The organism is Noviherbaspirillum malthae (genome assembly GCF_015352985.1).
Classification (GTDB): domain Bacteria; phylum Pseudomonadota; class Gammaproteobacteria; order Burkholderiales; family Burkholderiaceae_D; genus Noviherbaspirillum; species Noviherbaspirillum malthae.
In genome coordinates this window covers 95,137-120,281 of the sequence record NZ_JACYXF010000001.1, presented here as the reverse complement: position 1 = coordinate 120,281, position 25,145 = coordinate 95,137, and the positions used below count along the sequence as shown (strand labels likewise).

Sequence of the window (25,145 nt, the reverse complement as noted above, 5' to 3'; positions counted from 1 at the left end):
TCATTTCTCCTCGGATTCGGAAGTTTCACCGGCAAACTTCAATGCCAGCTGCGTCAGCACCGGACCGAAGATTGCAAGCAGAAGCGTGGCGGTCGCCAGCGGCGCGAGCTGGTCCATCAGGTCGATGCCCATGGAACGCGTCTGTACCAGCAGGCCGATGACCAGTACCGACATCGGCGACATCGCAACGCCGGTCAGCAGCCCCTTGCGCCAGGTGGTGCCGCTGAAGCGGGCGAACAGCGTGGCGCCGGCCAGCTTGGAAAGGAAACGCGCGCCCAGCAGGGCCAGCGCGATGTCGGCGCCGGCCACGATGCGCGGCCAGGCGAGGCTGGCGCCGATGAAGACGAACAGCAGCACCGTCAGCAGGTCGCCGAGCGCGCCGAAATTGCGCTGCGCCGGACTGAGCGCTTCGCGGCGGTGGCGCACCATCAGGCCGAAGCTGAGCGTGGCCAGGATGGGCGAGATCTTGAAGGCCTGGGCCAGCGCGGCCAGCAGGATCACCGCAATCGAAAACGCCAGGGTCGCGTCCTGCGCGAGAATGCCGATCTTGCGCAGCAGCACCGGCACCGCATAGCCGAAGGCGATGCCCAGCGCGCCCGAGGCGACGAGAACCAGCAGGCTGTTGGAGACGGCGCCCCACAGGCTGCCGGAATGCTGGAAGGACCAGAGGCCGACGATGAGGTTGAAGATGAACACCGCGAAGAAGCAGTTGAGCGCCGCCAGGTGCAGCACCCGCTCGGTCACCTGCCCCGAACTGCGCTGCTCGTTCACGACGCGCAGCACTTCCGCCGGCGAGGTCGATACCGCCAGCGCCGCGATCAGCAGACCCGGCAGGCCGGTAATGCCGAAGGAACCCGCCACCAGATACACCAGCACGAAGGTGGCGACCGATTCCGCCAGGCCGCTGACGGCCAGCCACCAGTTCAGCCTGAGCCAGCGCAGGTTGATGCGGTAGGCGAACTCGAAGAGGATCAGGCCGAAGGCCATGTTGGCGATCAGCGTGATTTCGCCTTCGCTGGGCCGCGGCAGCATGCCGGTCTGGGCATAGGAGAGCAGCACGCCGGTCAGGCTGTAGATGCTGATGCGGGGCAGATTCGTCGAGCGGTGCACGATTTCGCCCAGTAACCAGGCAATTGCCACGGCAAGCGGCCAGACGAAACCGGTACTGATAGGTAGGAATTCTGTCATCTTTTTCCTGGCTGGTTGGCAAGGCGGCATGGCATGCCGGCTCGCTGCATGGCGCACGTGTGCCCGTTGCAACCCTGGATCACGAGATCCTTGGACCGCGGAGGCGGCCGGGTGTGCGCGGGTTGAGCGCTTTGGCCACCCGGGTGCCGGGCCCCGCGCATCCTCGCATGCGGTCGATAACCGGATATCGAGTTGCGGCAGGTTTCTTACGCCATGTGTTGAGGGGATCGTCCTGCCTGCCGCGGGGCCGCGCCAAGGCACGGCATTGATCGCGAATCGAAATACGGCGGAATGCAGAACGCGCCTATGTACGTATGCACGATATGCACGTGCTCTGAAATTGAAAATTGAACAATCGCCCTCCGGCTTGGCCGGAACAGCGCGCCCGCGTTCGGGGCGGACCTGCTTTTGCGCCTGCCTGAACGGCGGGCGCCGTTGCCGCTGCGTTCACAAGCAGCGCCATGTTGCATGACTATGCTTAGGGGAAACTTAAGCCGGAAGAAAGATTGATGCTGTACCGGAAAACATCGGAGCAATGATTGCAGCACCATTTTCAAATTCCTGAAAATGATGCAGAATCTGCCTGCTGTTAAAAAAATCCATTCTCAGGAGTTGAGGAGAGAGACATGAAAGCCCGCTTCCACAAGAAGCGGGCTTTTGCATTGCGGCGCCGCTTCCTGTCCTGCATGGCATGTTTGCCGGCCACAAAAAAATGGCTCGGCGGTCCAGGGACCTGCCGAGCCAAAAGGGAACCTTCAATGCCACCTGCTGAGTGGCAGTACGGCTTCATCATGCCCGAATTAGCTTAGGGGAAGCTTAAACTAGACGGTCTCCGCCACCGGTTCAGGCTTGCTCACGATATCGTGCAGCGGCAGATCCACTTCCACCTTCAGGCCCCCGAGCGCCGAACGGCCGAGTTCCACGCTGCCCTGGTGCCGGTCGACAATCGCCTTGACGATGGCCAGGCCCAGGCCGCTGCCGCCGGCGCTGGTGCCGGGCACACGATAGAAGCGATCAAACACCCGTGTCCTGTTCTCTTCCGAAATGCCCGGCCCGGAATCCTCGACCGTCAGGCGAGCCTTGCCCTCCGCACTCGCAATGGCGACGGCGACGCTGCCGTCGGCGGGCGTATAGCGCACCGCATTGTCGAGCAGGTTGCGCGTCATCATGCGCAGGGCCTCGGCATCGCCTTCCACGGCGGTGCGCACCGCGGCTTCCAGCCGGATTTCGACGTTCTTGGAGGCGGCCAGCGGCGCGACGTCGGCGGCGGCATACTCGATGCAGGCCTGCAGGTCCACCACGGTATCGCTGGCGGGCACCGACATCGGATCCTGCCGCGCCAGCACGAGCAGCTGTTCCACCAGCCGCGACGCACGGTCCACCCCGCCCTGCAGCCGGGCAACCGCCTGGGCGCGCGCCATGTCGTCCTTGGCCCGGGTCAGGGTCTGCAGCTGCAGCTTGAGCGCGGTCAGCGGCGAACGCAGTTCATGGGCCGCGTCGGCCACGAAATTGCGCTGCGACTGCAGGGCGCTGCCCATGCGCGTCAGCAGCAGGTTGAGTTCGGCCACCAGCAGCGACACTTCCTGCGGCACGCCCGCGTCCGACACCGGTGCAGTGGAATCGGCATTGCGGTGCGACAGGTCATGGCCGATGCGGTTGAGCGGACTGAGTGCGGACGTCACCACCCACCAGGCTGCGGCGAACAGCATCAGCGACACCGGGATGATGGGCCACAGCGAATGCATGGCCAGCGAAATGGCGCGGTCGCGCCGGGTATCCATCTTCTGCGCAACCTGGATGCGCTTGGACTGGTTCTCGATGGCAAACACCCGCCAGTCGCCGTTGTTCAGCGACACCGTGGAAAAGCCGAGCGCGCCCTGCTGCGGCAGGAACAGGTAGGGCCGGCGCTGGAAGACGCGCACGCCGTCGTCGCCCCAGACCTGGATGACGAAATCGAAATTCGTGCTCGGCTTGGACGAGGTGTACCACTCGGTATCGTCGAACGCAGTGTCCTTCAGCGCGAAGGCCATCTGCTTCATGTGATAGTCGAAGAGCTTGTTGGCTTCCTGCATCGCTTCGCGCAGCGACACCGTGAACTGCAGTGCGGCCGAGCCGAGGATGGCCACGCCGAGCAGCAGGATCAGCCGGACGCGCAGGGAACGCATCATGATTTGCCCACCATGTAACCGAGACCGCGCACCGTGATCACGAACTGCGGGCCGAGCTTCTTGCGCAGGCCGTGCACATAGACTTCGATGGCATTGCTCTCGACATCGCCCGACCATCCGTACAGCCGCTCTTCAAGCTGGCTGCGCGACAGGATGGCGCCGGGACGTGCGATCAGCGCATCCAGGATCGCCCATTCGCGCGATGACAGAATGACCTGGCTGCCGTCGACCATGACTTGCCGGGTTTCGATATTGATTTCAATGTTGCCGTTGCGGTAAGTGCTTTCCGTCATGCCGCGCGAACGCCGGACCAGCGCATGCAGGCGGGCGATCAATTCCTCGACATCGAAGGGCTTGACGAGATAATCGTCGGCCCCGGTCTTCAGGCCCAGCACGCGCTCGGGCACCGAATCGCGCGCGGTGACGATCAGCACCGGGGTGCTGTTGGTGCGGGCGCGCAGGCTGCGCAGCACTTCCATGCCGTCCTTTCCCGGCAGTCCGAGGTCGAGCAGCATCGCGTCGTAGGTATGGGTCGCGAGCGCCATGTCGGCCGCTTCGCCGTCCCTGACCCAGTCAACGGAAATGTCCTCGCCCTCGAGCGCAATCTGTATGTTTTCGCCGATCATTGCATCGTCTTCAACTAGCAGAATCTTCATGTCGTAACGGGCTTGCCGTTCTAGTGCGGGAAAGACTCGATTCTAGAACCATTTATGACCGGCCGCCCTTTTGCGTGCGACGTCTGGGCAAGATGACAATGCCTTGGGCATCAGGGATCGCATGGCACCGAAAACTTGCAGCCTCGGCGGAGAAGGGAAAACGACGGAAAAAACTGAAACGGCCTGCACATGACTGGCATGCGCAGGCCGTTGACGGCGCAACGACGGATAGCGGATCAGCGGCGGCCGAAACGGCCGAAGCGGTCACGCCGCTCCAGTTCGATACGCTGCACCCGGCTGCCGCGCGCCACCGTCGTGGTTTGCTGGCCGGTCTTGACGACCGGCGAGACGGCACTGCGAGAGGAAGCTGCGCTGACATTGGCAATGGTGAGATGGGTGGTCATATATCCCTCAGTGAAGTGTCGATCCGGTTGAATGCCAGTGATGCATGCGCGGCATCTTGCATTCGGTACGGAAAGAGTGTGGCATGCGAAGCTTAAGCGAGTCTTAGAGTATCTCCGCCTTGCGCACATTCTTTTCACATTCCTTACCAACGTTGAGAAATATTCAACGCATGAAGCGCTTCTTGAAAGCAAACATTGCACTCTGGAAAAATTGTTCGAATGCGGGCGGCCGGTGATGTGATCAGCGTATGGCCACCATGGAAAACGTTTCCAGTATGCACATCGGCGTGATGCGCCAAAGCCGTCGCGGTGCCGCCAGCGGAATGACGCCGCGCACGATGACTCCGTAGTTTAGGGAATCCTCGTGGGGAAAGTAGTCTTCATGAATCGAGATGATTTCCTCGAAACCCTTTCGATGGTAATACCGCAGCTGCGGATCGAGCGGCTCGTCGCCATGAAAGCGCCGGCGCGAATGCACGTATTGCCAGACCTGCAGCTGCGGATCTTTTTCGCGCGCCTTCCTGAAGCCGGGAATCGGTGACCCGAGATAGATGTCGCGCCATCCCGCCTTCAGCGCACGGGGATAGAAGAAGCGGAAAATTTGCGCTACGGCCCTCGCGTCCAGGCTGCTGAGGCTGATCCCGAACAGCGATCGGCCCGCTTCCGATGCGCCGTGGCATAGGCGCACATCGGCGGAGATATCCCAGCGCGTCGGCGCGGTGAAGGCATGCGGACTGACCGGACGCATGAACAGCGATGCGAGCGCCCTGCCCGAACTCGCGCAAAAACTGCCGATGCAGAGCTGCGGATAGGTTTCGATACGCTGCAGCAGCGCGTCGGCGTCGGCCGCCTGATGTGCTTCCCATTTCGCTCGTTCCAGTATCAGCAGCTCGGGAATATCGTCCGCTCGCAGGTAGCGTGAAATGATCTTCATGATCCGGTCCCGTCGTGCGACGCATCAGGGAAGGGGTGCGGCAGCATCACCTGCCTCCGGAGCGGACGGCTTTGATGCGCCGCGCCCATGCGCCAGCTGATCCACCATGCCGGTCAGGTAGCCCTGCGCGATCACGGCGTGAAGGCGATAGTAATCGTCCTTCCGAAGCGCCTCGTGCAGTGACTCGAGATGATGAAAAGGTACCGAAGGATAAAGATGATGCTCGGTGTGGAAGTTGATGCCATGCGGGCAAAAGAACAGGCGTTCCACCCGGTTGCCCAGCATGGTTCTCGCGCCGGCAATGCCCTCCGACGGCATGCCGAAATGCTCGCTCACATCGCGCACATACAGTATGCCCACCAGGAAGGTGGTCAGCGGAACGATCCAGTACAGCAACACCGTCCACCACAGATCGAAATAGGCAACGAGCGCAAGAACGAAGATCGCATGGGCGATGCGGAAGCGGCGGACCGCAGGCGGCAGGTCGACGGCCATGCCGGCATCGACGGCGTAGTGCTTCAATTCCTTGAGCGTGTACCAGCCCAGCGCATGCTTGGCCATTTCCGCATAGGTCTGCGTCCTTGACTTTGGAAACTGGTAACGCGAGACCGTCAGCGCGGAAGCCCAGTTGGTATCCGCCTCGGTCTTGACATGCCGGTGATGCGGCATGTGATTGCGCCGGAAGCCGTGCACCGTCAGGAAGAACGGCAGCGCGGCCAGCGCATCGCCTAGCATGTCGTTCAGCCATGCCCGCTTGCGGCTGAACTGATGATGCGCGTATTCATGCATCAGTATCAGCAAGGCATGCTGGCGTCCCGCGATCAGCAGGATGCACAAGGCGCTGACCGCCGCATGTTCGGCATGGGTTGCCGTCATCATCAATGCCGCGATCAGCAGCCATTCCGCCAGTGTTTGCAGCAGCAGGCGCAGCGGCGCTCTTGTCGACAGCCTCTGCAGCAGATCCCGGTCGAGGCGGATCTGCGCGCGCGCTTGCAGCAGTGAGGACGATTCCATGTTGCGGCCCATTTCACTTTGAAAAAATCATGCGGGTTTGACATCGAAGCCCGCATGCTAAAGGCGGATTGTTTCAAGCTGATGAAATTTCAAAGCGCTATGGAACCGCAATGCATTTGGGTCCACTTATGCATTTAACCCCGTCCGGCGAGCGTGTCATGTTAAGAGCGATCACATCCAGCCTTGGTATTGGCAATATTCCCCGTACTGCAAGTCACCAGGAACGCAACGCGCCGCGGCTGCAAGACACTGATACGGTCGCACCGGCCGCTTCCGCATCTGCGCCGGAATCGCCGGCAGCCGCAGCTTCATCCACGCCGAGAATGGCGGGGATGCGAAACCGCGCGCGGCAAATCTTGAATACGAAGTTTTTACCGCACGAGCCGGCGCTGAGGTACGGGCCGGACAACGACTCCGCTTGGCCGCAGGTCGCTGAGGCAATCTGCAATGACTGGCTTAGAAACGACAGCGATCGGAAGAAATGCCTGACGTCTCAGGAAAGTTTCATTGACACTTCACGCATGATGGCCCTGCTTTACGAATACAAGCACCGCGCGAACTTGGCCCAAGGAAGTGAAGAACTTCTGCTCTCCGGGATCAAGAAGCCCCGCTGGTTTCGACGGGTCCGTGAACCACATCTGCTGCGCGCGGCTTACCACAAGGAAATCATCCTGGCATTTCTCCGCGCCGTGGGGGAAGAAGACCCCGAGGCCGTGCTGAAAAGTTTCAAAAGAACCGGCACGGGTGCTCTTCACCGCCAGCATGTCGTTGCGGGTTCAACGCTGACCAATGCACTGGGAGCTGCACAACTCATAGTTCCGGATCCCATTGCCAAGCTGGTGCTATCCGCGGTGCGCACTGTCAGCCTGCTCCTGACCTCCATCGCCGTTGCGGCTTCCGGAGAACGCCGTTTGCATAATGCGGGGACCGAAGATGTGTTCCCTCTCGGGCGCGCCGATGCGGCACCTGCTGCCAGGCACGCACCGAATGTCCTGCAGGCCTCATGGTCTGCGGCGACCAAATTGGGCGGCCTCGACAAGGACGTGCAGGAACTTACGGCATTGCTCACGGAATTGACGCAGCCCGCAACTGAGCCTCGTCGGGAAAACAGCGATAGCGCAGCCGCGGCACAGCAATCAACTCAGCGGCTCGACAGGCTGCTCCTGCTCTCTGCCAAGATATCCCACAGGCTGCATATCATGGAGAAATACCGGAATGCCTCGGAAAACGCCAAGGTGGAATGGCAGGGCAACAAGTACAACCTCATGACCGGAGGGATCGGCACGCTGAGCACGCTGACCGCCTCCGGCGTTTCGATATTGGCCCCGGTGATGATTACCGGCGTGGCCGCCGGCGCAGGACTGGCCGGCGCCACCCTGGCGGCGGTGCTCGCCTACGTCGCCTACCAGCTCAGCGACGGCCCCGAAAAAGACGGGGAAGCGAAGGCCAAGCGTGCAATCATTGCCTTGGCAAAGCTGTCAGCCGTCATCGATCCGGGCGCGAGAGAAGAGACCTTGCAGCAGGTACAGGCCTACGAAACCTATCTGCAGGCGCTGAACAAAAAGGACGTTGACAACGAAAGTGAGGAAGTTAAATTGCTCAATCGCCTGCGGGGCATTGCGCACGCTGCACTTGCGGCGTCAAAGGACGCTGCAGAAGATACGCAATCAAGCACTCCTGCCGCTCCGACCGACGCCGGCGCTTCAGAACCGGTTTTGCCTGACGCGATCAACTGGCATCGTTATCGCGAATATCATCAAGCCAAAAAGCAAATTGAAAACGATCCGGAAAATCAGGTACAGCAGGCTGAAGCACTGGTCGAACTGAACAGGCAATTCTTTGACGCACACGCATCGGCGCTGGCCAACAAACCCCTGATCGATGGATGGAAGAAGCCGCTGCCGATCAGGATGAATGCCGCCGGTCGCATCGCTGCGGGACAGACCGCATCGTCAATGAAACAATGCATAGAACTGCATCGTTCGTTGATGCAGGATGCTCCGCGCCAGTCATCGGAAGCGGGACGGCTAACATTCTCAACGCCGCAATCCATTCATCGCCTGATGGAAAACCGGCATGTAAAGCAGCGAACCCGGCAGGACGTAAAATTGAAATCGGCTCAAGACGATTTGAAGCGGCATTTGAAAGACATGGTGTATTTCGCGCTGGCGCAGCATCTGCTGAAAGACGCCGCAAATGCCAAGCAGCCAGGCCAGGAACCGAATCAGCAACCTCCGCAATTGGCCCTGGCCAAGGCCGCGCTCGCCAGGGTCAACGACAGCAGCATGCACATGCTGTTCTGCGGCGACGGCATGCAGCAGGTCAAGGCCATGCTGGCGTCGAAGACGCAGATGGGCGATGTCGAGCGCTATACCTGGCTCAACACCGGCGCCAATGCAGCCACCACGCTCGTTGCCACGGGTGTACAGGTCGCCGACCTGCAGATTACCGCCGACAAGGCGGACGGCAGATATAGCGGCCCCCTATACAATGATTACAAGCTCGTGAATCACATGCAGGCCGGCGCCACACCCTCCGCGCCGCTCAGCACGGGGGACCGGACCGCGATCCAGCAGAGGGAGATCGATCCGCTGCGGGCATTGATCACCCCGAAAGACGGCTCGCTTGACGAAGAGCCCGCATTGACAATGATTCTGCCGGTCTTCAATACGACGGAAGTAAACAACGAGACTGAAGGCGAGAAGACCGGATTCGAGACGCAACTCGATGAGCAGGTCGCTCGCATCGTCAATGCAATGGCAGGCAGGACGTTCATTCCCCAAACACTGCACCTGCAATTCGGCGTGCACGCCGAGGCCGGTCCTTCAAGCACCGCGGCTCCGCCCCCGGAAATGGCCATCGACATCAGCCTGGGCAATTCAAAAGCCCTTCATGACATGTATTTCGCTCACGCGAAGAAAAAGGACAAGGCCCGATATGTCGCAGGCGTGGTCGGGCTTGGCGCCAGGCAGAGCGCTGCTGTGATTGCAGGTCTCCCGATGCAGGCAGGCGCTCAACCGTTCCTGAGGCGGTCGCGCGGCACGAGACTGGAGGCCAAGAAAGACTTACGGAAGGCGAAGACCTTGCTGCAGGAAGGTGGAACCGGAAATCAGGCGCCCGCTTCCGGCGCTCCCGAATCGCATGCGACACCGCCTGCCGCTTCGGCGGATCGACAAGGACAGCATCCTTCTCCTCCTGCGATCGATGGCCCATCGTCTCCTTTAGACTTTGACGCATTGCTGAATACCACCAACATGAGGGAGCTATACGAGGGACTGGGATTGTCTTATGAATAGGACGATACCGGACTTTCAAGCCAAGCCGTGCCAATGATGGGAGAATGCACAGTTCGCCTGCACCGGCACCACCCTGCACATTGCCGGCCCGCGAGAACCGCCTCCGAACCTGTCATGACAACGAACCGCTTTCATGCCGCATCACGCAGGCCATGAAGGCCCAACCAGACTGATCGATTCTTGAATTCTTCATCCTCTCTTCCACCGAAACAGGAACGCCACTTCCTGCTGGTGCTGTCCGCCATCCAGTTCACGCATATCCTGGACTTCATGATCATGATGCCGCTCGGACCGCAGCTGATCCGGGTGCTGCAGATCGATACCCATCAGTTCGGCCTGCTGCTGTCGTCGTATACCTTCACCGCGGCGGCTTCGGGCCTGCTGGCGGCGGCCTATGTCGATCGCTTCGACCGCCGCACGCTGATGCTGAGCCTGTACGGGCTGTTCATCCTCGCCACGCTGTGCTGCGGGCTGGCGCCGAATTTCACTTTCCTCCTGGTGGCGCGTGCGCTGGCCGGCGCCTTCGGCGGCATTCTCGGCGCGATGGTGCAGACCATGGTGGCGGACGTGATTCCCTTCGAGCGGCGCGGCCAGGCGATGGGAACGGTGATGGCGGCCTTTTCGCTGTCCACCGTGGCCGGTGTGCCGCTGGGGCTGTTTCTTGCATCGCACATGGGCGGTCTGGGATGGCGCGCGCCCTTCTTCTTCATCGTGCTGCTGTCCGGCGCCGTATTCATCGCAGCGCACCGCTGGCTGCCTTCGCTGACCTCGCATCTGCAGCGGGGGCCGCAGGGCAATGTGTTCCGCCAGATCCATGCGGTGGCGAAGGAACCCAACCATCAGCGCGCCTACCTGTTCATGTCGCTGCTGATGTTCGGCGGCTTCACCGTGGTGCCCTATATCGCGCTGTACTACACCGCCAACCTCGGGCTGCAGGACAACTTCATCGCGCTGGTCTACCTGTGCGGCGGCGCGGCGACCTTCTTCACGTCGCGGCTGATCGGCCGGCTCGCCGACCGGCACGGCAAGCAGCGCGTGTTCCGCATCATTGCGGTGGCTGCCTTCGTACCCATCCTGGTGACCACCCATCTGGTGCCGGTGCCGTGGTGGCTGGTGCTGATGAATTCGACCGTGTTCTTCATCCTGGTGCCGGGCCGCTTCATTCCCGGCATGGCGATGATCACCGCGGCATCGGCGCCGCAGGTGCGCGGCACCTTCATGAGCCTGGGTTCGTCGGTGCAGATGATGTCGTCGGGACTGGCGTCGCTGGTGGCCGGCCTGATCATTTCGCGCAATCCGGCGGGACAGATCGAGCATTTCAACCTGGTCGGCTATCTTGCGGTGGCCTGCGGCATTGCCAGCCTCCTGGTGGTGCGGCGGCTGAGCGTTGCGCAGCCGTCCGCTGTTGCGGTGCAGGCGAGCTGAGGCTGGTTCGCACTCCGTGTGAAGTGCGAACCGGCGCCGGCCTACTTCGGCGCCTTGGGCTTGCGCGGCGCCGATGCCGGCTTGGCTGAACCGGCTTCCTTGCTGTCAGCCTCGGCCTTGGGCTTGGATGAGGCCTTGGCGCCGGTCTTCGGTGCGCTTTCCGCAGGTTTGGGCGCCTCGGTCATCGCAGTGCTGACGGCTTGCTTGAACTGGTCCTGCAGCATGTTCCACCAGGCCGCCGCATTCACCAGCGGCGCCGTCAGGTTGGCAGCATCGCTCTGGTCCTTGCTGGTCGGCTCGGGCGCGCCATGCGTCTTTGCGCCGCCCGTCGATGCCTCGGCGCCGTTGCCCGCGTGACCTGTGCCATTGGCGCTGCCGTTGCCGCTTCCATTGCCGGAAAAGGCCGGCGAAGCCGCCCTGCCGTTGCCCTGGTCATGGCCGGAAGTTGCCGCACCGGCCTTCGCCGCCGGCTGCATCGACGCGGTGAAGCTTTCGCTCATCGTCTGCAAGGTGGAGATCGTGGCCGCCTGCACTTCCAGCGCCTGTATCGTGCCGCGCAGCATGTTCATGTTGAGCGTCAGCCAGTTCTCCACCGCTTTCAGGTCGGCAATCTTCTTGTTGATTTCCTCGACCGACAGGGTTGGCATCACCATGCCGGGAATGCCCATGCCGGGCATTTTCATGCCGGTTGCATTCATGCTGGGCATGTTCATGCCGGGAATGCCCATGCTGCCCCACAGGGTCTTGACGAAGTCCAGGGAGTCGGTCATCGCCGACATGCCCGGGAAATTCGGCGTGTCTGGTTTGCTCATGAAAACCTCCGCTTGTTAAAACTGCCTGATCGACGACTGCATCGATGATTGGTCAAAACAACAATGCAACACCACCAGAGTATGCACCCGACCGCCGGGCCTGTCATGTGCGGCCACGCAAACCCGGCTCAGGTTCATGCCAGCCTGGCAATGCATGGGAGCAACGCAGTGTCAGGCGTGCGGGTGAATGGTCCGGAGGTTGATACACTAGCGGCATGGCGATTTTTCTTTCGACGGATGTGAACGATGCACAGGAGGTGAAGCGGCGGCAGCGCAGGCGGCGTGCGGCGGCGCTGGTCTGCGCATCGGTTCTGGTGCACCTGTGCGCATTCCGCTGGGCCGAAGGCCGGCTGGAGATGCCGGCATGGCGCAGCCCGCCGGAACCGGCGGTGACCACGGTGTCGCTGGTATCCGCGCCGCCGGCGATACCTGCCGCAGTGCCGCCGAAACCGGCTGCGTTGCCGAAGAAACCCAGGCCGGCGCCAAAAAAGCCGGTGCAAAGGGAGCAGGCCGCCGCGCCGAAACCCGAGACTCCGGCCGTCCTTCCTCCTGCGGGAATGGAGGCGCCGGGCACCAGCACCGAAACGCCGGCGCTTCTCGTGCCCGACAGTTTTGCCTCGGCAGCGGGCACCGATGCCACTACCGATACCAGCACCGATACCAATGCCGGCAATCCTGCCGCAGCCGGACAGGCCGACGATATGCCGCCTGCCGCACAGTCCGCACAGTCCCCACAGTCCCCACAGTCCGCGCCGGATGCGCCAGCGCCCTACAAGGTCGACCCGCCGCCGTCCGCCCGGCTCGACTACGATGTCGAAGCCCTGGTCAAGGGACAGAAATGGCATGGCAGCGGCACCTTCCGCTGGGAAGCCGGCCCCGACGGCTACAGCGTCAGCGGCGAAGCCGGCACCTCGCTGCTGCTGGTCAAGATCACGGTACTGAACTTCCGCAGCGAAGGCAGGATCAACCAGTACGGCATCGCGCCGGTGCTGTACAGCGAAAAGCCGCGCAACAAGTCGCTCACGCATACCCACTTTCAGGCTGACAGCGGCAGGATCAGTTTTTCCGCGTCCGAGAAAAGCTATCCCTACCAGGGAGGCGCGCAGGACCGCGCCAGCGTCATGTGGCAGATTGCCGGCATCGGCAGGGCCGAACCCGAGCGCTTCGCGCCCGGCACGGAATTCGAAGTCTTCGTTGCCGGCGCGCGCGATGCCGAACCCTGGCGCATTCGCGTGCTCGGCCTGGAAGAAATAACGACCTCCGAGGGCAAGGCGGTTGCATGGCACCTGGTGCGTGCGCCGCGCGCGAAGAGTTACGATCAAACCGTCGAGTTCTGGCTGGCGCCGCAGCAGGAATGGTATCCGCTGCGCATCCGCTATAGCTCGCCCAGCGGCGACATGCTCGACATGACGCTCGCCGGCATTCAACGCTGACACAATCAACCGATGATGATTTCTTTCCTGAGCAAGTCTTCCGCCGCACTGCTGCTCTGCGCCGCTTTCTCCATCCAGGCAGTCCACGCCCAAGGCGTGCCGGCCGCCAGGCAGAAAATCAGCCCGCCGCCCAATGCGGAGCTGAGCTATGCGATCAAGGCCAAGCAGAAAGGCATACCGGTCGAAGGCGATGCGATCGTGCGCTGGCAATCCGGCGCGGGCCGCTTCGCCACCAGCAATGAGGCGCGCGCGGCGCTGATCGGCAAGATCCTCGATACGCGCAGCGAAGGCGGCATCGATGCCTTCGGCCTTGCGCCCGACGCCTTCACGGAAAAGCGCCTGCGCCGCGAGCCGACCACCACCAGCTTCGACCGCGCCGGCAAGACCATCCGCTTCAGCGCAGCGGATCAGGCCCAGCCGCTCAAGGGCGGCGAACAGGACCGCAACAGCGTGATCTGGCAGATGATCTCCATTGCCCGCGCCGCACCCGGCAAGTTCAAGCCCGGCGCCTCGTGGAACGTGTCGGTGGCGGGGCAGCGCGATGTCGACGCATGGACCTTCAAGGTGGTCAAGCAGGAAAAGATCTCCACGCCGCTCGGCGAACTCAATACCGTGCATCTGCAGAGAGCGCCCGAGAACGACAAGGACCAGCGCCTCGACATCTGGCTGGCGCCTTCGCTGGAGTGGTATCCGGCGCGCCTGCGCTACAGCGAGGACAACGGCGACTATATCGAGCAGACGCTGCAGAAGGTCAGCCGCCAGTAAGCGGACTCGGTGCGGACCATATGAAGACGCATATGTCCGCACTGCGCTGATCGGCTATCCTGCTGACCCGCGGGCCTGCGGGCTCGCTCCCGGCAATCAACATTTCGGATTCATTCACTTCATGACACCAAACAACGGCGCACTCGTCCTGTTCAGCGGCGGACAGGATTCCACCACCTGCCTCGCCTGGGCTCTGTCGCGCTATGCCCGCGTGGAAACCATCGGCTTCGACTACGGCCAGCGCCATGCGGTGGAACTGCAGGTGCGGCCGACGCTGCTGCAGAAGACGCGCGGCCTGTCGGCCGACTGGAATGCCCGCCTCGGCGAAGACCACATGATCGACCTGTCGCTGATTTCCGCCATCTCCGATACGGCGCTCACCAGCGACGTCGCCATCGCCATGCAGGACAACGGCCTGCCGAACACCTTCGTCCCCGGCCGCAACCTGCTGTTCCTGACGGTGGCCGCGACGGTGGCCTACCGGCGCGGTCTCGACGTGCTGGTGGGCGGCATGTGCGAAACGGACTTCTCCGGCTATCCCGACTGCCGCGACGACACCATCAAGGCGCTGCAGGTCGCGCTCAACCTCGGCATGGCCACGCGGCTCAAACTTGAGACGCCGCTGATGTGGATCGACAAGGCGGCAACCTGGAAGCTGGCGCATGATCTCGGCGGCCAGCCGCTGGTGGATTTGATCCGCCAGGATACGCATACCTGCTACCTCGGCGAACGCGGCGCCCTGCACGACTGGGGCTACGGCTGCGGCGCCTGCCCTGCCTGCGAACTGCGCGCCCGCGGCTACCGGGAGTACGTGGCGGCGGCCTGATTCAGGCGCCCGAGCAGGGACAAGGCATTCGGCACCGCAGCGCCGCTTGCCGTATTGTCGAAGATGCACCAGACCTTGCGGCCGGCTCCGGCATCGCCGCGCATGCGCTGGGCCAGCTCATCGAGATAGCTTTCCGGATAGGACGAGTGATACATCTCGGGCGAGCCGTGCAGCCGCAGGTACACCACGCCGGATTCGGCGGCAATGTTATCCAGCGGCATGACGGCCGGATCGGCCACCACATAACCCACATTGCGGCCATGCAGCAGGTCGGCCGCCGCTGGCGTGAACCAGGTCGGATGGCGCGGTTCGCAGACGATGTCGACATCGATCAGCCGCTTCACGCTCTGGAAGAACTGGCGCGCGACCTGCGGATCGAAGCGCAGGCTGGGCGGCAGCTGCACCAGCAGGCAGCCCAGCTTGTGTTCCAGGTGCCTGACCTCGCCGATGAAGCGTTCCAGCAGTTCGCCCGCATCCTTCAACCGCGCTTCATGCGTGATGGCTTTCGGCACCTTCGCGGAGAAGCGGAAATCCTCGGGCACGCTGTCGCGCCAGCGCGCATAGGTCACGGGCCGGTGCGGCCGGTAGAAGGAGGTGTTGATTTCCACCGCGGGCATCACCTGCGCATAGCGCTCCAGATGGCTGCCTTCCTCCGGAAACTGGGCGGCGACCGCGCTCGACAGGCTCCAGCCGGCGCAACCTACCATGAACGAAGATGTCGATTGGTTTTGCATGGGCATTCCCGGCCGAGTTGCGTGACACGGCTCTCCTTGCCTGTTTGACCACGTTTGATCGCATTGTGCAGTGCGAATTGATCCGCGTCAGAAGCGTAGGCAGAATGGAGACGCATGCCCATGCGCCGGCGACGATGCGGACAGGAACCTGATTCTTCCGTTCTACCGGGTTTCCGGCATGTGCCTGCTCCAGCGGCCGGCATGTTTGCGCGGCCGTCCCGGGATTCAACAGCTTCGTCCATTCCATGAAATTCGACAGGGAGCCATGAATGACAGCACCGCGCGAAGAAATCCGGCAACGCCTGCTCTTCATCGACCGCACCATCTTTCATGCGGTACGCGCCTGCGGCTCGGACGCCAGCGTACCGTCCGAACTGAAGGACTGCGTCAAGCGCATGTGCCAGTGCTCAAGCCAGGCGCAGCAGGCCTGGCGCTCGTTCGACGAGCACGGCATGCGCGAGACGGTCGATGACCTCGCGCGCATCAGCGACGAAGCACAGACCAGGCTGCATCCTTACGACGGCATGAACTACGAATTGAAGAGCGCCGTCATCCTCACCCACATCGAACTGTCCGCCCTGCAGTATCAGCTGGCCTGAGCGTTACGAGCAGTTTCATTGCCTTGTCGGTTTTGACATATATCGTCACAACTATGTAACAAGGCGTAAATGCCGTCGTGAAAGGCGTTGCCGCTGCTTACATTCAATCTGTAAGCCGTAGCAGATATCGGAGGAAACAATGCAATTCATCCTGGCATGCATGGCCGTTGGCACGGTATTCGGGGCTGGACTTGCGATTGCAACCGAAGCCAATCAACCGCCTGCAACGGAGCAGGCCAAGCCCTTGCGTTACCTGGCCAAATTCGATGAGCGGTTCAAGGCCGCGGACAAGGATGGAGACGGGGCGCTAAGCCGGAAGGAAGCGGAAAATGCGCACATGGACCGTGTCCTGACGCATTTCCAGAAGCTGGACCTGAACGGCGACGGCAAGCTGACGCGCGAAGAAGTCCGTGCATTGCTGCGCAGCCGGCTGTCGAGCTAATACCAATCCCAAGGTATAACGTGCCGGATGAGAACGATGAATTTTTTTCGTCTGGCAAGGCGTGGGAGGAATCCATAGCGGGGCTATGGATGACGAGCACAACGCGGCCAGGCGGAAAAAGACGCGATCTCATGGCATGTTATGCCTTGGGATTGGTATAACACCCTTCAAGACATGACGCCGCAGCGCAGCGGCTGCGGCAGACAAGCATCGGGCAAACCGAAACTACGCGTCCTGGCGGCGGTTCGGCGCGATATTGGTTTCGCCAGGCAGCAGCGTATCGGCGGCCAGGTCGGGCTGGCTCCCGAGCTTCTCGTAGAGCGGCGAAAAGTCCGGTGCCGTCGCATCGAACAGCTGCTGGAAATCGCGGATCACGAAATACGTTTCCTGATACGAATCGATCTTGTACAGCGTGCGCATGACGCGCTCGACGTCGAACGGAATGCGGCGCGGCGCCGGATCGGTCAGGCAGTGCTCCACTTCCCCTCCCGACGACAGGATGCCGGCGCCGTAAGCGCGCAATCCCTGCTCGGTCTGGATCAGGCCGAATTCCACCGTGTACCAGTACAGCCGCGCCAGATGCGTGAGGCCGTCGAGCTTGAGCGCCTTCAGGCCGCCCTTGCCGTACTGCTGCATGTAGTCGGCGAAGGTCGGGTTGAACAGCAGCGGCACATGCCCGAAGAAATCATGGAACACGTCGGGCTCGACGATGTAGTCGAATTCATGCGGCTCGCGCAGCCAGACGGTCACCGGAAAGCGCCGGTTGGCAAGATGCTCGAAGAAGGTCAGTTCCGGCACCAGTCCGGGCACCGCGACCAGTTCCCAGCCGGTGGCCTTGCGCAGCGCTTCGGTGGTCTGGTCGAAGCGCGGAATGCCGTCGGCCGCATCCATTTTCGCCAGGCTTTCGATGAATACGTCGCAGGCGCGGCCGGGCATCAGCCTGGCCTGGCGCTGGTAGAGGCGGCGCCACAGGTCATGCTGCTCCGGCGTATAGGCATTCCAGTCCTGCTGGACGACGTAGTTGGCGTCGCAGCGGCTGTAGTCGCCGCGCAGTGCGCCGTTGTCGGATTTCTCTTCGAGGGTCTTGAAAAAGTCGGCCTGATCGACGGTGGTGTTCATGGCGAGTCTCCTTGGTCCAATGCCACGCGATGTGCAATGCGAATAGGATCAGTATAGTCAAGGAGCACAGGCATAAAATTGCGAAATCTGCTCAGCCTTTTCCCAATTGAGCAATAATATTGCGCATTCAAACCCGCCCGAGACATTCCATGCCGAAGATCAACCTCGACAAGACCGACCGGAAAATCCTGTCCATCCTGCAGTCCGATGGCCGGCTGACCAACCAGGAAGTCGCCGAGCGCGTCAATCTGTCGCCGTCGCCCTGCCTGCGCCGCATCAAGAATCTGGAAGAGTCGGGCGTCATCCGTCAGTATGTCGCCCTGCTCGATGCCGACAAGATCGGCCTCGGGCTGCTGGCTTACGTAAATGTAAGGCTGGAAAAGCACAGCGATCTGCCGGCGACGGGCGGACGTTCGCCGCTGGCCGATTTTTCCGCATCGGTGGCCAACTGGCCGGAAGTGGTGGCCTGCTATGCGATGACCGGCGATCTCGATTACCTGCTGCGGGTCCATGTCGAGGACATGGAGCATTTTTCCCGCTTCATGATGGAAACCCTGCTCAGGCATCCCGCGGTGACGGATGTGAAGTCGAGCTTCGCGCTGCAGAAGATCAAGGAAACGACCGCGCTGCCGCTGGTCTGATGTAGATACAGCAGCGGCGGCTTATTTGTTTTTCCAGCTGGGCAGCTTGCGCAGCCATTTGAGCGCGGCCTTGGTGTTGGCCTTGACGCCGTAATCGAAGTAGGCGAACTGCTCTTCCACCGCCTCGGCCAGCATGGTGACGGGACTGGCCGGCTCGAGCTTGAGATAGGCATCGGCCTCGCCGTATTCGCGGTGAATCTTCATGCCGGCCTTGGCGGCGATATGGATCATGGTCTGATTGGACGACAGGCAATGCATGTACAGCGTGTCGACATCTTCATTGCGGCAGTGGATGGCGGCCCGCTCGAACAGCCGCGAGCCGATGCCCCTGCCGCGCGCATTGGAAGCCACCGAGACGCCGAATTCGGCAATGCGCTCCTTGAGCGTGGCATTGGTCAGCGTCGGCGAGGCTTCGCGCGGCGAAAACGCGAGATGGCCGACGCCGAGCAGATGCAGGTTGTCGTCGTAGACGCCGAACACGGCGTCGCGCGAGAAATCCAGGCGCTGCACATAGCGGGTGATCAGTTCATCGGGCAGCACGGTGCCGAAGCGCAACAGGCGGTCGCTCTCGTCGAGCGCAAGGAAATGCATCAGCAGCCGGCGCCGGTCGCGTTCGGACAGCTCCTTGACCCTGACGGAGGAACGTTGTGTGCCGGCAGAGGCGGTAATCGTGTCGGGCATCAGGCTTTCCAGTTCGGATGAATTCATGGCAACTCCTGCATGATTTTGTGCGACGCACAAAATCCATTTTAGGCGATACGTCAAATGCGGGTTGCGGACGTCATTGAATATACGGACGCATTGAGCGGTCTCAATAGTGGAAAACCGCAGAACGCGGCATCCGTGGCGTAAAGCCCACATGCGCTGTGGCCGGTGCAGACAGGAAACGAGGCAGGGGGCCGGCTGCCTCGTGTTTCGCTTCAGAAACCCGGAAGCATCGGCCTTGCGCTCTGCCACTGCGGCGCCGAAGCCCCCAGCATTTCCCGCGCGAACTGCTCGGCCGGCACCGGCTTGCTGAGGTAATAACCCTGCATCAGGTCGCAGGAGCGCTCCTGCAGGAAAGCCAGCTGGGAAGCGGTCTCCACGCCTTCGGCCACCACTTCCAGCCGCAGGCTGTGCGCCAGCGCGATGATGCCGGTGACGATGGAAGCGTCGTCGGCGTCGTGCGGCACATCGCGCACAAAGGAACGGTCGATCTTGATGATGTCCACCGGGAAGCGCTTCAGGTAGGACAGCGAGGAATAGCCGGTGCCGAAGTCGTCGATGGACAGCCGCACGCCGAGGCCGCGCAGGCGATGCAGGGCTTCCAGCGTGTCCTGGGCATTTTCCATCAGCGTGCTTTCGGTGATTTCCAGCTCCAGCATGCTCGGGTCCACGCCCGTATCATTGAGCGCCTGCTCGATGCTGGAAGCGAAATCCTTTTTCAGAAGCTGCTTGACCGACAGGTTGACCGCCATGCGGATCGGCGGCAGCCCCGCATCGCGCCATGCCCGCAGCTGGCGGCAGGCGGTGCGCAGCACCCATTCGCCAAGCGGATTGATCAGGCCGGTCTCTTCGGCCAAAGGGATGAATTCGGCGGGCGAGACCATGCCTCGCGTCGGATGGCGCCAGCGCACCAGCGCCTCGGCGCCGACGATGCTGCCGCTCTCGACGCGGGCCTGAGGCTGGTAATACACCTCGAGTTCGTCGCGGTCGAGCGCGCGGCGCAGATCATTTTCCATGCGCACATGCTCGGAGATCGAATGCTCCATCGAGGCTTCGAAGAACTGGAAACCGCTGCCGGTCTTCTTGGCGCGGTACATCGCGGTGTCGGCATGCTTGAGCAGCGTGCCGACATCGGTCGCGTCGTGCGGATACATGGAAATGCCGACGCTGGTGGAGACGAAGATGTCGTGGCCGTCGATCTGGAACGGCGTCGACAGCGCCCGGCAGATGTTCTGCGCGGCGGTCACGGCGGCGTTGGGTCCGATCACTTCGGCCAGCACCACGGTGAATTCGTCGCCGCCCAGGCGGGCCACGCAGTCGGCATTGCGCACGCTGCGGCGCAGGCGCTGGGCCACCGCGATCAGCAGGCGGTCGCCGACGTCGTGGCCGAGCGAATCGTTGACGTTCTTGAAGCGGTCGAGATCGAGGAATAGCACCGCCACCGCCTCGCCGGCCACGCGCGCCTGCTCGATGCGCCGGCCAAGCTGGTCCATGAACAGCGCGCGGTTGGGCAGGCCGGTCAGCAAGTCGTTGTAAGCGAGGTGGCGGATGCGTTTCTCCGCCTGGTTGGCTTCGATGATGCGGCGCACGCGCTGCGACAGCACGGCAAAATGGATCGGCTTGGGAATGTAGTCGCTGGCACCGGCGGCGAACGCGCGCTCGACGGAATTGTTGTCTTCCAGCGCGGTGATCATCAGCACCGGTATCGCATTGCCGTTGGGCAGTTCGCGCACCCGGGCGCAGGCGGTGAAGCCGTCCATCACCGGCATGACCGCGTCCATCAGGATCACGTCGGGCTGGATGCGCTTGAGCATCTGCAGCGCCTGCGCGCCGTCGGCCGCTTCCTCGATGCGGAAGCCGTCGCGCTGCAGGGTATGGCGCAGCGAGCTGCGCGTGCTGCGGTCGTCGTCGACCACCAGCACCAGCGGCAGGTCTTCGGCTTCGCGCGCAATGTTGCGCTCCTTGAGCATGCCTTCCACGCCGAGCACCGCCGACACGGCATCGAAGGCCTTGCGCAGGCGAGACACCAGCGGCCTGACCGCGTCGAGCCGCTTGTCGATGGCGAGTTCCTCGGCTTCCTTGGCCAGCTGCGCCAGCGCCATGGCGCCGAGATTGCCGCTGCTGCCCTTGATCGAATGGGCCATGGCGCGCGCGATGTCGGCGTTGCCGTCGCGGACCGCCTGCTCCAGCCGGTCGAGGTAGCCCGGCGTGTCTTCCAGGAAGGGATTGACGGTCTGCTGCAGGGCCGGACCGAGGATCTCGCGCAGCTTCTCGAAGACTTCGTCGTTGATCGGGCTGCCGTCGCTGTCGCTGGTTTCCACTTCGGGCAGCATGGCGCGGCCGCTCGGCTCGAGGCGGGCCAGCCAGCGTTCCAGCTTCTGCCGCAGCTCGGCCAGCGTGATCGGCTTGGCCAGGTAATCGTCCATGCCGGCGGCCAGGCATTTGTCGGCGTCGCCCGGCTGGGTATTGGCGGTCATCGCGATGATCGGCGTGCGCAGGCCCAGCGTCTCCTCGAAGTTGCGGATATGCGCGGTGGCTTCGTAACCGTCCATCTCCGGCATGCTGCAATCCATCAGGATCAGGTCGAAGCGGCCGGTGCGCGCCGCTTCCACGGCTTCGCGCCCGTTGGCGGCGAACTGGCATTCGCAGCCGTTCATCGACAGCATGCCGCCGGCCACCATCTGGTTGGTGCGGTTATCCTCGGCCACCAGCACCCGGTAATCCTTCTTCGCCGCAGCGGGCGCAGGCAGGCTCTGCGCCGGCGCGGCGGCGGAGACGGCGGGCGCTTCCGGCAGCAGGCGCTGCACCGCGTCCATCAGCCTTTCCAGGCGCAGGGGCTTGCCGAGATACAAGTCGGCGCCGAGCGCGGTGTTGCCCATGGGCGTGGCATAGCGGTCGAGCACCAGCATGCGCGGCACCACCGCGCCGATGTCGAGGCGCAGGCGGCGCACCAGGTCGGCGCCGCGGTCGTCGGTGACATCCACGTCCATCACCACCAGGCTGTATGCTGCGCGCGCCTGCTCGGCGCGCGCGATTTCGGCGAGGGCTTCGGGCCCGTTCGTCACCGTGTGGCAGCGCATGCCGGCCGCCTCCAGGCTCTGGGTAATGAAGCTGCGCACGATCAGGCTGGAATCGACCACCAGCACGCGCAGGCCCTGCAGGTTGTGATGCTCGCGTGCGGGCGGCTGGGCCGCAGCGGCGGCGCAGCGCACGGTGAACCAGAAAGTGCTGCCCTTGCCGATTTCGCTGGCGACGCCGATCTCGCCGTGCATCAGATCCACCAGCTGGCGGCAGATGGCCAGTCCCAATCCCGTGCCGCCGTATTTGCGGGTGGTCGATCGGTCCGCCTGGGCGAAGGATTCGAAGACATGCTTGACCGCATCGACGTTCATGCCGATGCCAGTGTCGACCACCTCGAAGCGCAGGCCGAACCGCCCCTCGCGGTCGGGCGCGGGAGCAATGCGGATGGCGACTTCGCCGTGGTCGGTGAACTTGACGGCATTGCCGATGAGGTTGAGCAGCACCTGGCGCAGGCGCAGCGAATCGCCGCGCACCCGCTCCGGCACGCCGGGCGCCATCAGGTAGCCGATCTCCAGCCCCTTCTGCTGCGCCTGCTTGGCCAGCAGCTCGATGACCTCCTCGACCACCTTGCGCAGGTCGAAGTCGATTTCCTCCAGCTCCAGCTTGCCGGCTTCCATCTTGGAGAAGTCGAGGATGTCGTTGATCAGTTCGACCAGCGAGCGCGCCGAGTTCCAGGCGATGTCCACGCATTCCTGCTGGCGCTTGGTCAGGCGCATTTCCTTGAGCATGTCGAGCATGCCGACCACGCCGTTGAGCGGCGTGCGCACTTCATGGCTGACGGTGGCGGCGAACTGCGTCTTGCCGAGCGCGGTGCGCACCGCTTCGTCGCGCGACTGCTTGAGTTCGGCTTCGCGCTCCTCTAGCACATCCATCATCTTGTTGAAGGCATGCGCCATGTCGACGATGTCGCGCGGTCCCGCGGGCACGGCGCGCATGCCGGACTCGCCCGCCTCGGCGCGGCCCATCAGCTTCGACAGGGCGTTGAGCGGCTTGATCAGGTGGCGTGCCAGCAGGCGCATGACGCCGAGCAGGACGGCGGCGAAGGACAGCGTGATGGCGAGATTGCCGACCAGCAGCGAAGCGACCAGCCGGTTATGCGTGCCCTTGCCGACCACCACATGCACATGGCCCAGCAGCTGCGGTTCGCGTTCCTGCAGTTCGAAGGGCGAGCTGTCGGACTGGCCGCCGTAGACGGGTGCGCTGAAATGCCATTCGCCGCTGGCGTCTCCGCCGGGTACGGCACGTGCGGAAGGCGCCTTCGTACCGTGACCTCCCTCTTCCGCAGCGGCTGCAGCGGGCATGACATGAGGAGCACCCGGCTTGCTCTGCGCATGCAGCGAAGCCCCAGTGGCATCGGTGATTTCCACGCGCAGCACGTCCGGAAAGGCCAGCGTGGCGGCGATGCCTTCGCGCACATTTTCCGGCGAGCGGTACAGCAGCGCGAGTATGCTCTGGCGCGCGAGATTGTCGGCGATGCGTTGCCCCTGCTCGACCATGTAGTCCTCCATGCGCCGGCTGGCTTCCCAGGAGTTCATCAGGGAGGAAAACAGGGCCAGCCCCAGGATGGCGGCGCTGACGATGACGGTCAGCTGGCGGCGAAAGCCTGTGCGGCTGAGATAGTTACGAAGCATGGGCAGCAGGAAAAACAGGAGTGGGCGCAACGCCGCGCCGTTGCCGCAGCATGCCGGGTTGCCGGAAGCGGAGCGCGGTTGCGCCGCCGGTCATTTGTCTGGACATATCGGATCTCCGCTCCATCAAGGTTCGGGAAAAATCGCATCGTATGTGCGCTGCTGCTGGTAACTGATCGTCAGGCCGAGGTGGCCGGCGGTACGCACATTGACTGCAATATGCACGTCGCGCAGCGGCAGCACGCCTTTCCTGCGCTGCTCGCCCGACAGGTAGGCGAGCGCCGACCAGGCCAGCGTGCGCCCGAGTTCGAGGTTGTTGGGATAGAGCGCGAACAGCGCACCCTTCTTCACATGCAGGAAGCTGCTGGAAAAGACGGCGATGTTGCGGCTCCAGGATTCCTTGAGCACCAGCGGCAGGATGGTGGTTTCATCCACCGTGGTGGCGTCCTGCGGCAGCCAGATGGCGTCGCGCTTGCTGTCGCTGGCGGCGAAGGCGCTCTCGTACAGGCGCGCCGCGCTGCCGAGGTCGCGCGCCTCGTATGCGACCAGTTCGAGGCCCTGGGCGCGCGCCGCCTCGCGCGCCAGGCGGATCAGCCATTCGTTGCTCTGCGGGTTGTAGACGACGATGACGCGCCTGACGCCGGGCATCAGGTTTCTCAGGCGAGAAAACAGCAGCGACGGGTCGGGCGTGAGGCTGATGGCGGTCATCGCGCGGTTGTCGGCTTCCGGCACGGCCAGCACGCCGCCGGCGACCAGCGGAATGTCGCGGTCGAGCGCGGAGGCGGCCTTGAGCCCCTGGCGGCCGAGCGCGATGACGACCTTGGCGCCGTTGCGCTTGAGCTGCGCATTCAGCTCGGCGGGGTCGGTATTGGCGGCGACCGGATAGGTGCGCATGGCCGACTTGGCATTGTCCTCGATGCCGTCGATGATAGTGGCGAAGATGCTGTGATAAGGCTCGCCCAGGTTCGGATACACCACAGCAACCGAGCCGGGAGCCTGGGGCTCCATCCGCCTTTGCTCGCCGGCCTCCGCCGTTGCGCCGCCCGGGGCGGCTGCTGCGGGCTGCCAGGAAACGACGGCCGCAAGCAGGCCCAGCGCCGCGCAGCATGCGCGCGCGGCAAAGCCTGCCTTGCGTCTGAACGTCTTCCCGGTCATTGTCATAGTCGTCTTGCTACTCAGGGTCTTGCTTGCCTGCGGACAGGACAGCATAGCCGATAAAACATGCATTCCAGCAACAGCCTTCGGTTTTTCAGGGCTGCTGATGCCAGCCGGCCG

General features: G+C 63.0%; 21 protein-coding genes. 9 read left to right on the top strand and 12 right to left on the bottom strand.

From position 1 onward, the window contains the following. The gene (locus IGW03_RS00580) at positions 1-1,188 is read right to left on the bottom strand and encodes a cation:proton antiporter (RefSeq protein WP_194720569.1); all 1,188 of its coding nucleotides are present in this window, start codon (positions 1,186-1,188) and stop codon (positions 1-3) included. 626 nt (positions 1,189-1,814) lie between these two features. Between IGW03_RS00580 and IGW03_RS00575 the strand changes: the two genes are divergently transcribed. Continuing rightward, a complete protein-coding gene (locus IGW03_RS00575; protein WP_194720568.1) occupies positions 1,815-1,997 on the top strand; it encodes a hypothetical protein in 183 nt (60 codons plus the stop codon). Positions 1,998-2,009: 12 nt separating this feature from the next. Here the strand turns inward: IGW03_RS00575 and IGW03_RS00570 are convergent, their stop codons facing one another. From IGW03_RS00570 to IGW03_RS00550, 5 genes are all read right to left on the bottom strand, one after another. Next, positions 2,010-3,356 carry an ATP-binding protein gene (locus IGW03_RS00570; RefSeq protein WP_194720567.1) on the bottom strand — a complete coding sequence of 449 codons (1,347 nt, stop codon included), beginning with the start codon at positions 3,354-3,356 and terminating at the stop codon, positions 2,010-2,012. Further along, positions 3,353-4,012, bottom strand: a complete 660-nt coding sequence (locus IGW03_RS00565) for a response regulator (RefSeq protein WP_194720566.1) — start codon at positions 4,010-4,012, stop codon at positions 3,353-3,355. Before IGW03_RS00565 ends, IGW03_RS00570 begins: the two co-directional genes overlap by 4 nt. Before the next feature lie 236 nt (positions 4,013-4,248). After that, positions 4,249-4,416 carry a hypothetical protein gene (locus IGW03_RS00560; RefSeq protein WP_194720565.1) on the bottom strand — a complete coding sequence of 56 codons (168 nt, stop codon included), beginning with the start codon at positions 4,414-4,416 and terminating at the stop codon, positions 4,249-4,251. Positions 4,417-4,657: 241 nt separating this feature from the next. Beyond that, entirely contained in the window at positions 4,658-5,350 is a 693-nt protein-coding gene (locus IGW03_RS00555) for a hypothetical protein (protein ID WP_194720564.1), read from the bottom strand. A 24-nt stretch (positions 5,351-5,374) separates the two neighbouring features. Continuing rightward, complete coding sequence (locus IGW03_RS00550) at positions 5,375-6,364, bottom strand: fatty acid desaturase family protein (protein WP_194720563.1); 990 nt, start codon at positions 6,362-6,364, stop codon at positions 5,375-5,377. Between the two features lie 521 nt (positions 6,365-6,885). Here IGW03_RS00550 and IGW03_RS00545 point away from each other — a divergent pair. Together IGW03_RS00545 and IGW03_RS00540 are read left to right on the top strand one after the other, a co-directional pair. Beyond that, the gene (locus IGW03_RS00545; RefSeq protein ID WP_194720562.1) at positions 6,886-9,660 is read left to right on the top strand and encodes a hypothetical protein; all 2,775 of its coding nucleotides are present in this window, start codon (positions 6,886-6,888) and stop codon (positions 9,658-9,660) included. A 180-nt stretch (positions 9,661-9,840) separates the two neighbouring features. After that, positions 9,841-11,085 (top strand): MFS transporter, encoded by a 1,245-nt coding sequence (locus IGW03_RS00540; RefSeq protein ID WP_194720561.1) that lies wholly within the window; start codon positions 9,841-9,843, stop codon positions 11,083-11,085. Between the two features lie 41 nt (positions 11,086-11,126). On the opposite strand, the gene IGW03_RS00535 is transcribed toward IGW03_RS00540, so the two are convergent. Continuing rightward, complete coding sequence (locus IGW03_RS00535) at positions 11,127-11,897, bottom strand: PhaM family polyhydroxyalkanoate granule multifunctional regulatory protein (RefSeq protein ID WP_194720560.1); 771 nt, start codon at positions 11,895-11,897, stop codon at positions 11,127-11,129. 215 nt (positions 11,898-12,112) lie between these two features. Here IGW03_RS00535 and IGW03_RS00530 point away from each other — a divergent pair, with 215 nt between their 5' ends. From IGW03_RS00530 to queC, 3 genes are all read left to right on the top strand, one after another. Continuing rightward, positions 12,113-13,330 (top strand): DUF3108 domain-containing protein, encoded by a 1,218-nt coding sequence (locus tag IGW03_RS00530; RefSeq protein WP_194720559.1) that lies wholly within the window; start codon positions 12,113-12,115, stop codon positions 13,328-13,330. 12 nt (positions 13,331-13,342) lie between these two features. After that, complete coding sequence (locus IGW03_RS00525) at positions 13,343-14,095, top strand: DUF3108 domain-containing protein (RefSeq protein ID WP_194720558.1); 753 nt, start codon at positions 13,343-13,345, stop codon at positions 14,093-14,095. Positions 14,096-14,216: 121 nt separating this feature from the next. Beyond that, a complete protein-coding gene (gene queC, locus IGW03_RS00520; RefSeq protein WP_194720557.1) occupies positions 14,217-14,921 on the top strand; it encodes a 7-cyano-7-deazaguanine synthase QueC in 705 nt (234 codons plus the stop codon). Here queC and IGW03_RS00515 read toward each other — a convergent pair. After that, positions 14,894-15,655 carry a DUF72 domain-containing protein gene (locus tag IGW03_RS00515; protein ID WP_323744912.1) on the bottom strand — a complete coding sequence of 254 codons (762 nt, stop codon included), beginning with the start codon at positions 15,653-15,655 and terminating at the stop codon, positions 14,894-14,896. The genes queC and IGW03_RS00515 overlap by 28 nt on opposite strands. A 269-nt stretch (positions 15,656-15,924) precedes the next feature. Between IGW03_RS00515 and IGW03_RS00510 the strand changes: the two genes are divergently transcribed. Together IGW03_RS00510 and IGW03_RS00505 are read left to right on the top strand one after the other, a co-directional pair. Continuing rightward, on the top strand, positions 15,925-16,254 hold the full coding sequence (locus IGW03_RS00510; protein ID WP_194720555.1) for a hypothetical protein: 330 nt from the start codon (positions 15,925-15,927) through the stop codon (positions 16,252-16,254). Between the two features lie 139 nt (positions 16,255-16,393). Then, positions 16,394-16,696 carry an EF-hand domain-containing protein gene (locus IGW03_RS00505; RefSeq protein WP_194720554.1) on the top strand — a complete coding sequence of 101 codons (303 nt, stop codon included), beginning with the start codon at positions 16,394-16,396 and terminating at the stop codon, positions 16,694-16,696. A gap of 225 nt (positions 16,697-16,921) precedes the next feature. Here IGW03_RS00505 and phhA read toward each other — a convergent pair whose 3' ends face one another. After that, positions 16,922-17,815, bottom strand: a complete 894-nt coding sequence (gene phhA, locus IGW03_RS00500) for a phenylalanine 4-monooxygenase (protein WP_194720553.1) — start codon at positions 17,813-17,815, stop codon at positions 16,922-16,924. Between the two features lie 149 nt (positions 17,816-17,964). On the opposite strand from phhA, the gene IGW03_RS00495 reads away from it, so the two are divergent. Further along, on the top strand, positions 17,965-18,456 hold the full coding sequence (locus IGW03_RS00495; protein WP_194720552.1) for an Lrp/AsnC family transcriptional regulator: 492 nt from the start codon (positions 17,965-17,967) through the stop codon (positions 18,454-18,456). Between the two features lie 21 nt (positions 18,457-18,477). On the opposite strand, the gene IGW03_RS00490 is transcribed toward IGW03_RS00495, so the two are convergent. The 3 genes from IGW03_RS00490 to IGW03_RS00480 all read right to left on the bottom strand — a co-directional run bounded on the left by IGW03_RS00490 (position 18,478) and on the right by IGW03_RS00480 (position 25,031). Beyond that, a complete protein-coding gene (locus IGW03_RS00490) occupies positions 18,478-19,164 on the bottom strand; it encodes a GNAT family N-acetyltransferase (protein WP_194720551.1) in 687 nt (228 codons plus the stop codon). Between the two features lie 212 nt (positions 19,165-19,376). After that, positions 19,377-23,873 carry an EAL domain-containing protein gene (locus IGW03_RS00485; RefSeq protein ID WP_194720550.1) on the bottom strand — a complete coding sequence of 1,499 codons (4,497 nt, stop codon included), beginning with the start codon at positions 23,871-23,873 and terminating at the stop codon, positions 19,377-19,379. Positions 23,874-23,996: 123 nt separating this feature from the next. Beyond that, positions 23,997-25,031 carry an ABC transporter substrate-binding protein gene (locus IGW03_RS00480; RefSeq protein WP_228534860.1) on the bottom strand — a complete coding sequence of 345 codons (1,035 nt, stop codon included), beginning with the start codon at positions 25,029-25,031 and terminating at the stop codon, positions 23,997-23,999. Positions 25,032-25,145: the final 114 nt, after the last annotated feature.

Coding starts and splice junctions, on each gene's coding strand:
- IGW03_RS00545 (WP_194720562.1), top strand. CDS start 6,886: ATGATGGCCCTGCTTTACGAATACAAGCACCGCGCGAACTTGGCCCAA.
- IGW03_RS00495 (WP_194720552.1), top strand. CDS start 17,965: ATGCCGAAGATCAACCTCGACAAGACCGACCGGAAAATCCTGTCCATC.
- IGW03_RS00480 (WP_228534860.1), bottom strand. CDS start 25,031: ATGACAATGACCGGGAAGACGTTCAGACGCAAGGCAGGCTTTGCCGCG.
- IGW03_RS00510 (WP_194720555.1), top strand. CDS start 15,925: ATGACAGCACCGCGCGAAGAAATCCGGCAACGCCTGCTCTTCATCGAC.
- IGW03_RS00550 (WP_194720563.1), bottom strand. CDS start 6,364: ATGGAATCGTCCTCACTGCTGCAAGCGCGCGCGCAGATCCGCCTCGAC.
- phhA (WP_194720553.1), bottom strand. CDS start 17,815: ATGAACACCACCGTCGATCAGGCCGACTTTTTCAAGACCCTCGAAGAG.
- IGW03_RS00535 (WP_194720560.1), bottom strand. CDS start 11,897: ATGAGCAAACCAGACACGCCGAATTTCCCGGGCATGTCGGCGATGACC.
- IGW03_RS00560 (WP_194720565.1), bottom strand. CDS start 4,416: ATGACCACCCATCTCACCATTGCCAATGTCAGCGCAGCTTCCTCTCGC.
- IGW03_RS00485 (WP_194720550.1), bottom strand. CDS start 23,873: ATGCTTCGTAACTATCTCAGCCGCACAGGCTTTCGCCGCCAGCTGACC.
- IGW03_RS00515 (WP_323744912.1), bottom strand. CDS start 15,655: ATGCAAAACCAATCGACATCTTCGTTCATGGTAGGTTGCGCCGGCTGG.
- IGW03_RS00505 (WP_194720554.1), top strand. CDS start 16,394: ATGCAATTCATCCTGGCATGCATGGCCGTTGGCACGGTATTCGGGGCT.
- IGW03_RS00575 (WP_194720568.1), top strand. CDS start 1,815: ATGAAAGCCCGCTTCCACAAGAAGCGGGCTTTTGCATTGCGGCGCCGC.
- IGW03_RS00525 (WP_194720558.1), top strand. CDS start 13,343: ATGATGATTTCTTTCCTGAGCAAGTCTTCCGCCGCACTGCTGCTCTGC.
- IGW03_RS00490 (WP_194720551.1), bottom strand. CDS start 19,164: ATGAATTCATCCGAACTGGAAAGCCTGATGCCCGACACGATTACCGCC.
- IGW03_RS00555 (WP_194720564.1), bottom strand. CDS start 5,350: ATGAAGATCATTTCACGCTACCTGCGAGCGGACGATATTCCCGAGCTG.
- queC (WP_194720557.1), top strand. CDS start 14,217: ATGACACCAAACAACGGCGCACTCGTCCTGTTCAGCGGCGGACAGGAT.
- IGW03_RS00565 (WP_194720566.1), bottom strand. CDS start 4,012: ATGAAGATTCTGCTAGTTGAAGACGATGCAATGATCGGCGAAAACATA.
- IGW03_RS00580 (WP_194720569.1), bottom strand. CDS start 1,188: ATGACAGAATTCCTACCTATCAGTACCGGTTTCGTCTGGCCGCTTGCC.
- IGW03_RS00530 (WP_194720559.1), top strand. CDS start 12,113: ATGGCGATTTTTCTTTCGACGGATGTGAACGATGCACAGGAGGTGAAG.
- IGW03_RS00570 (WP_194720567.1), bottom strand. CDS start 3,356: ATGATGCGTTCCCTGCGCGTCCGGCTGATCCTGCTGCTCGGCGTGGCC.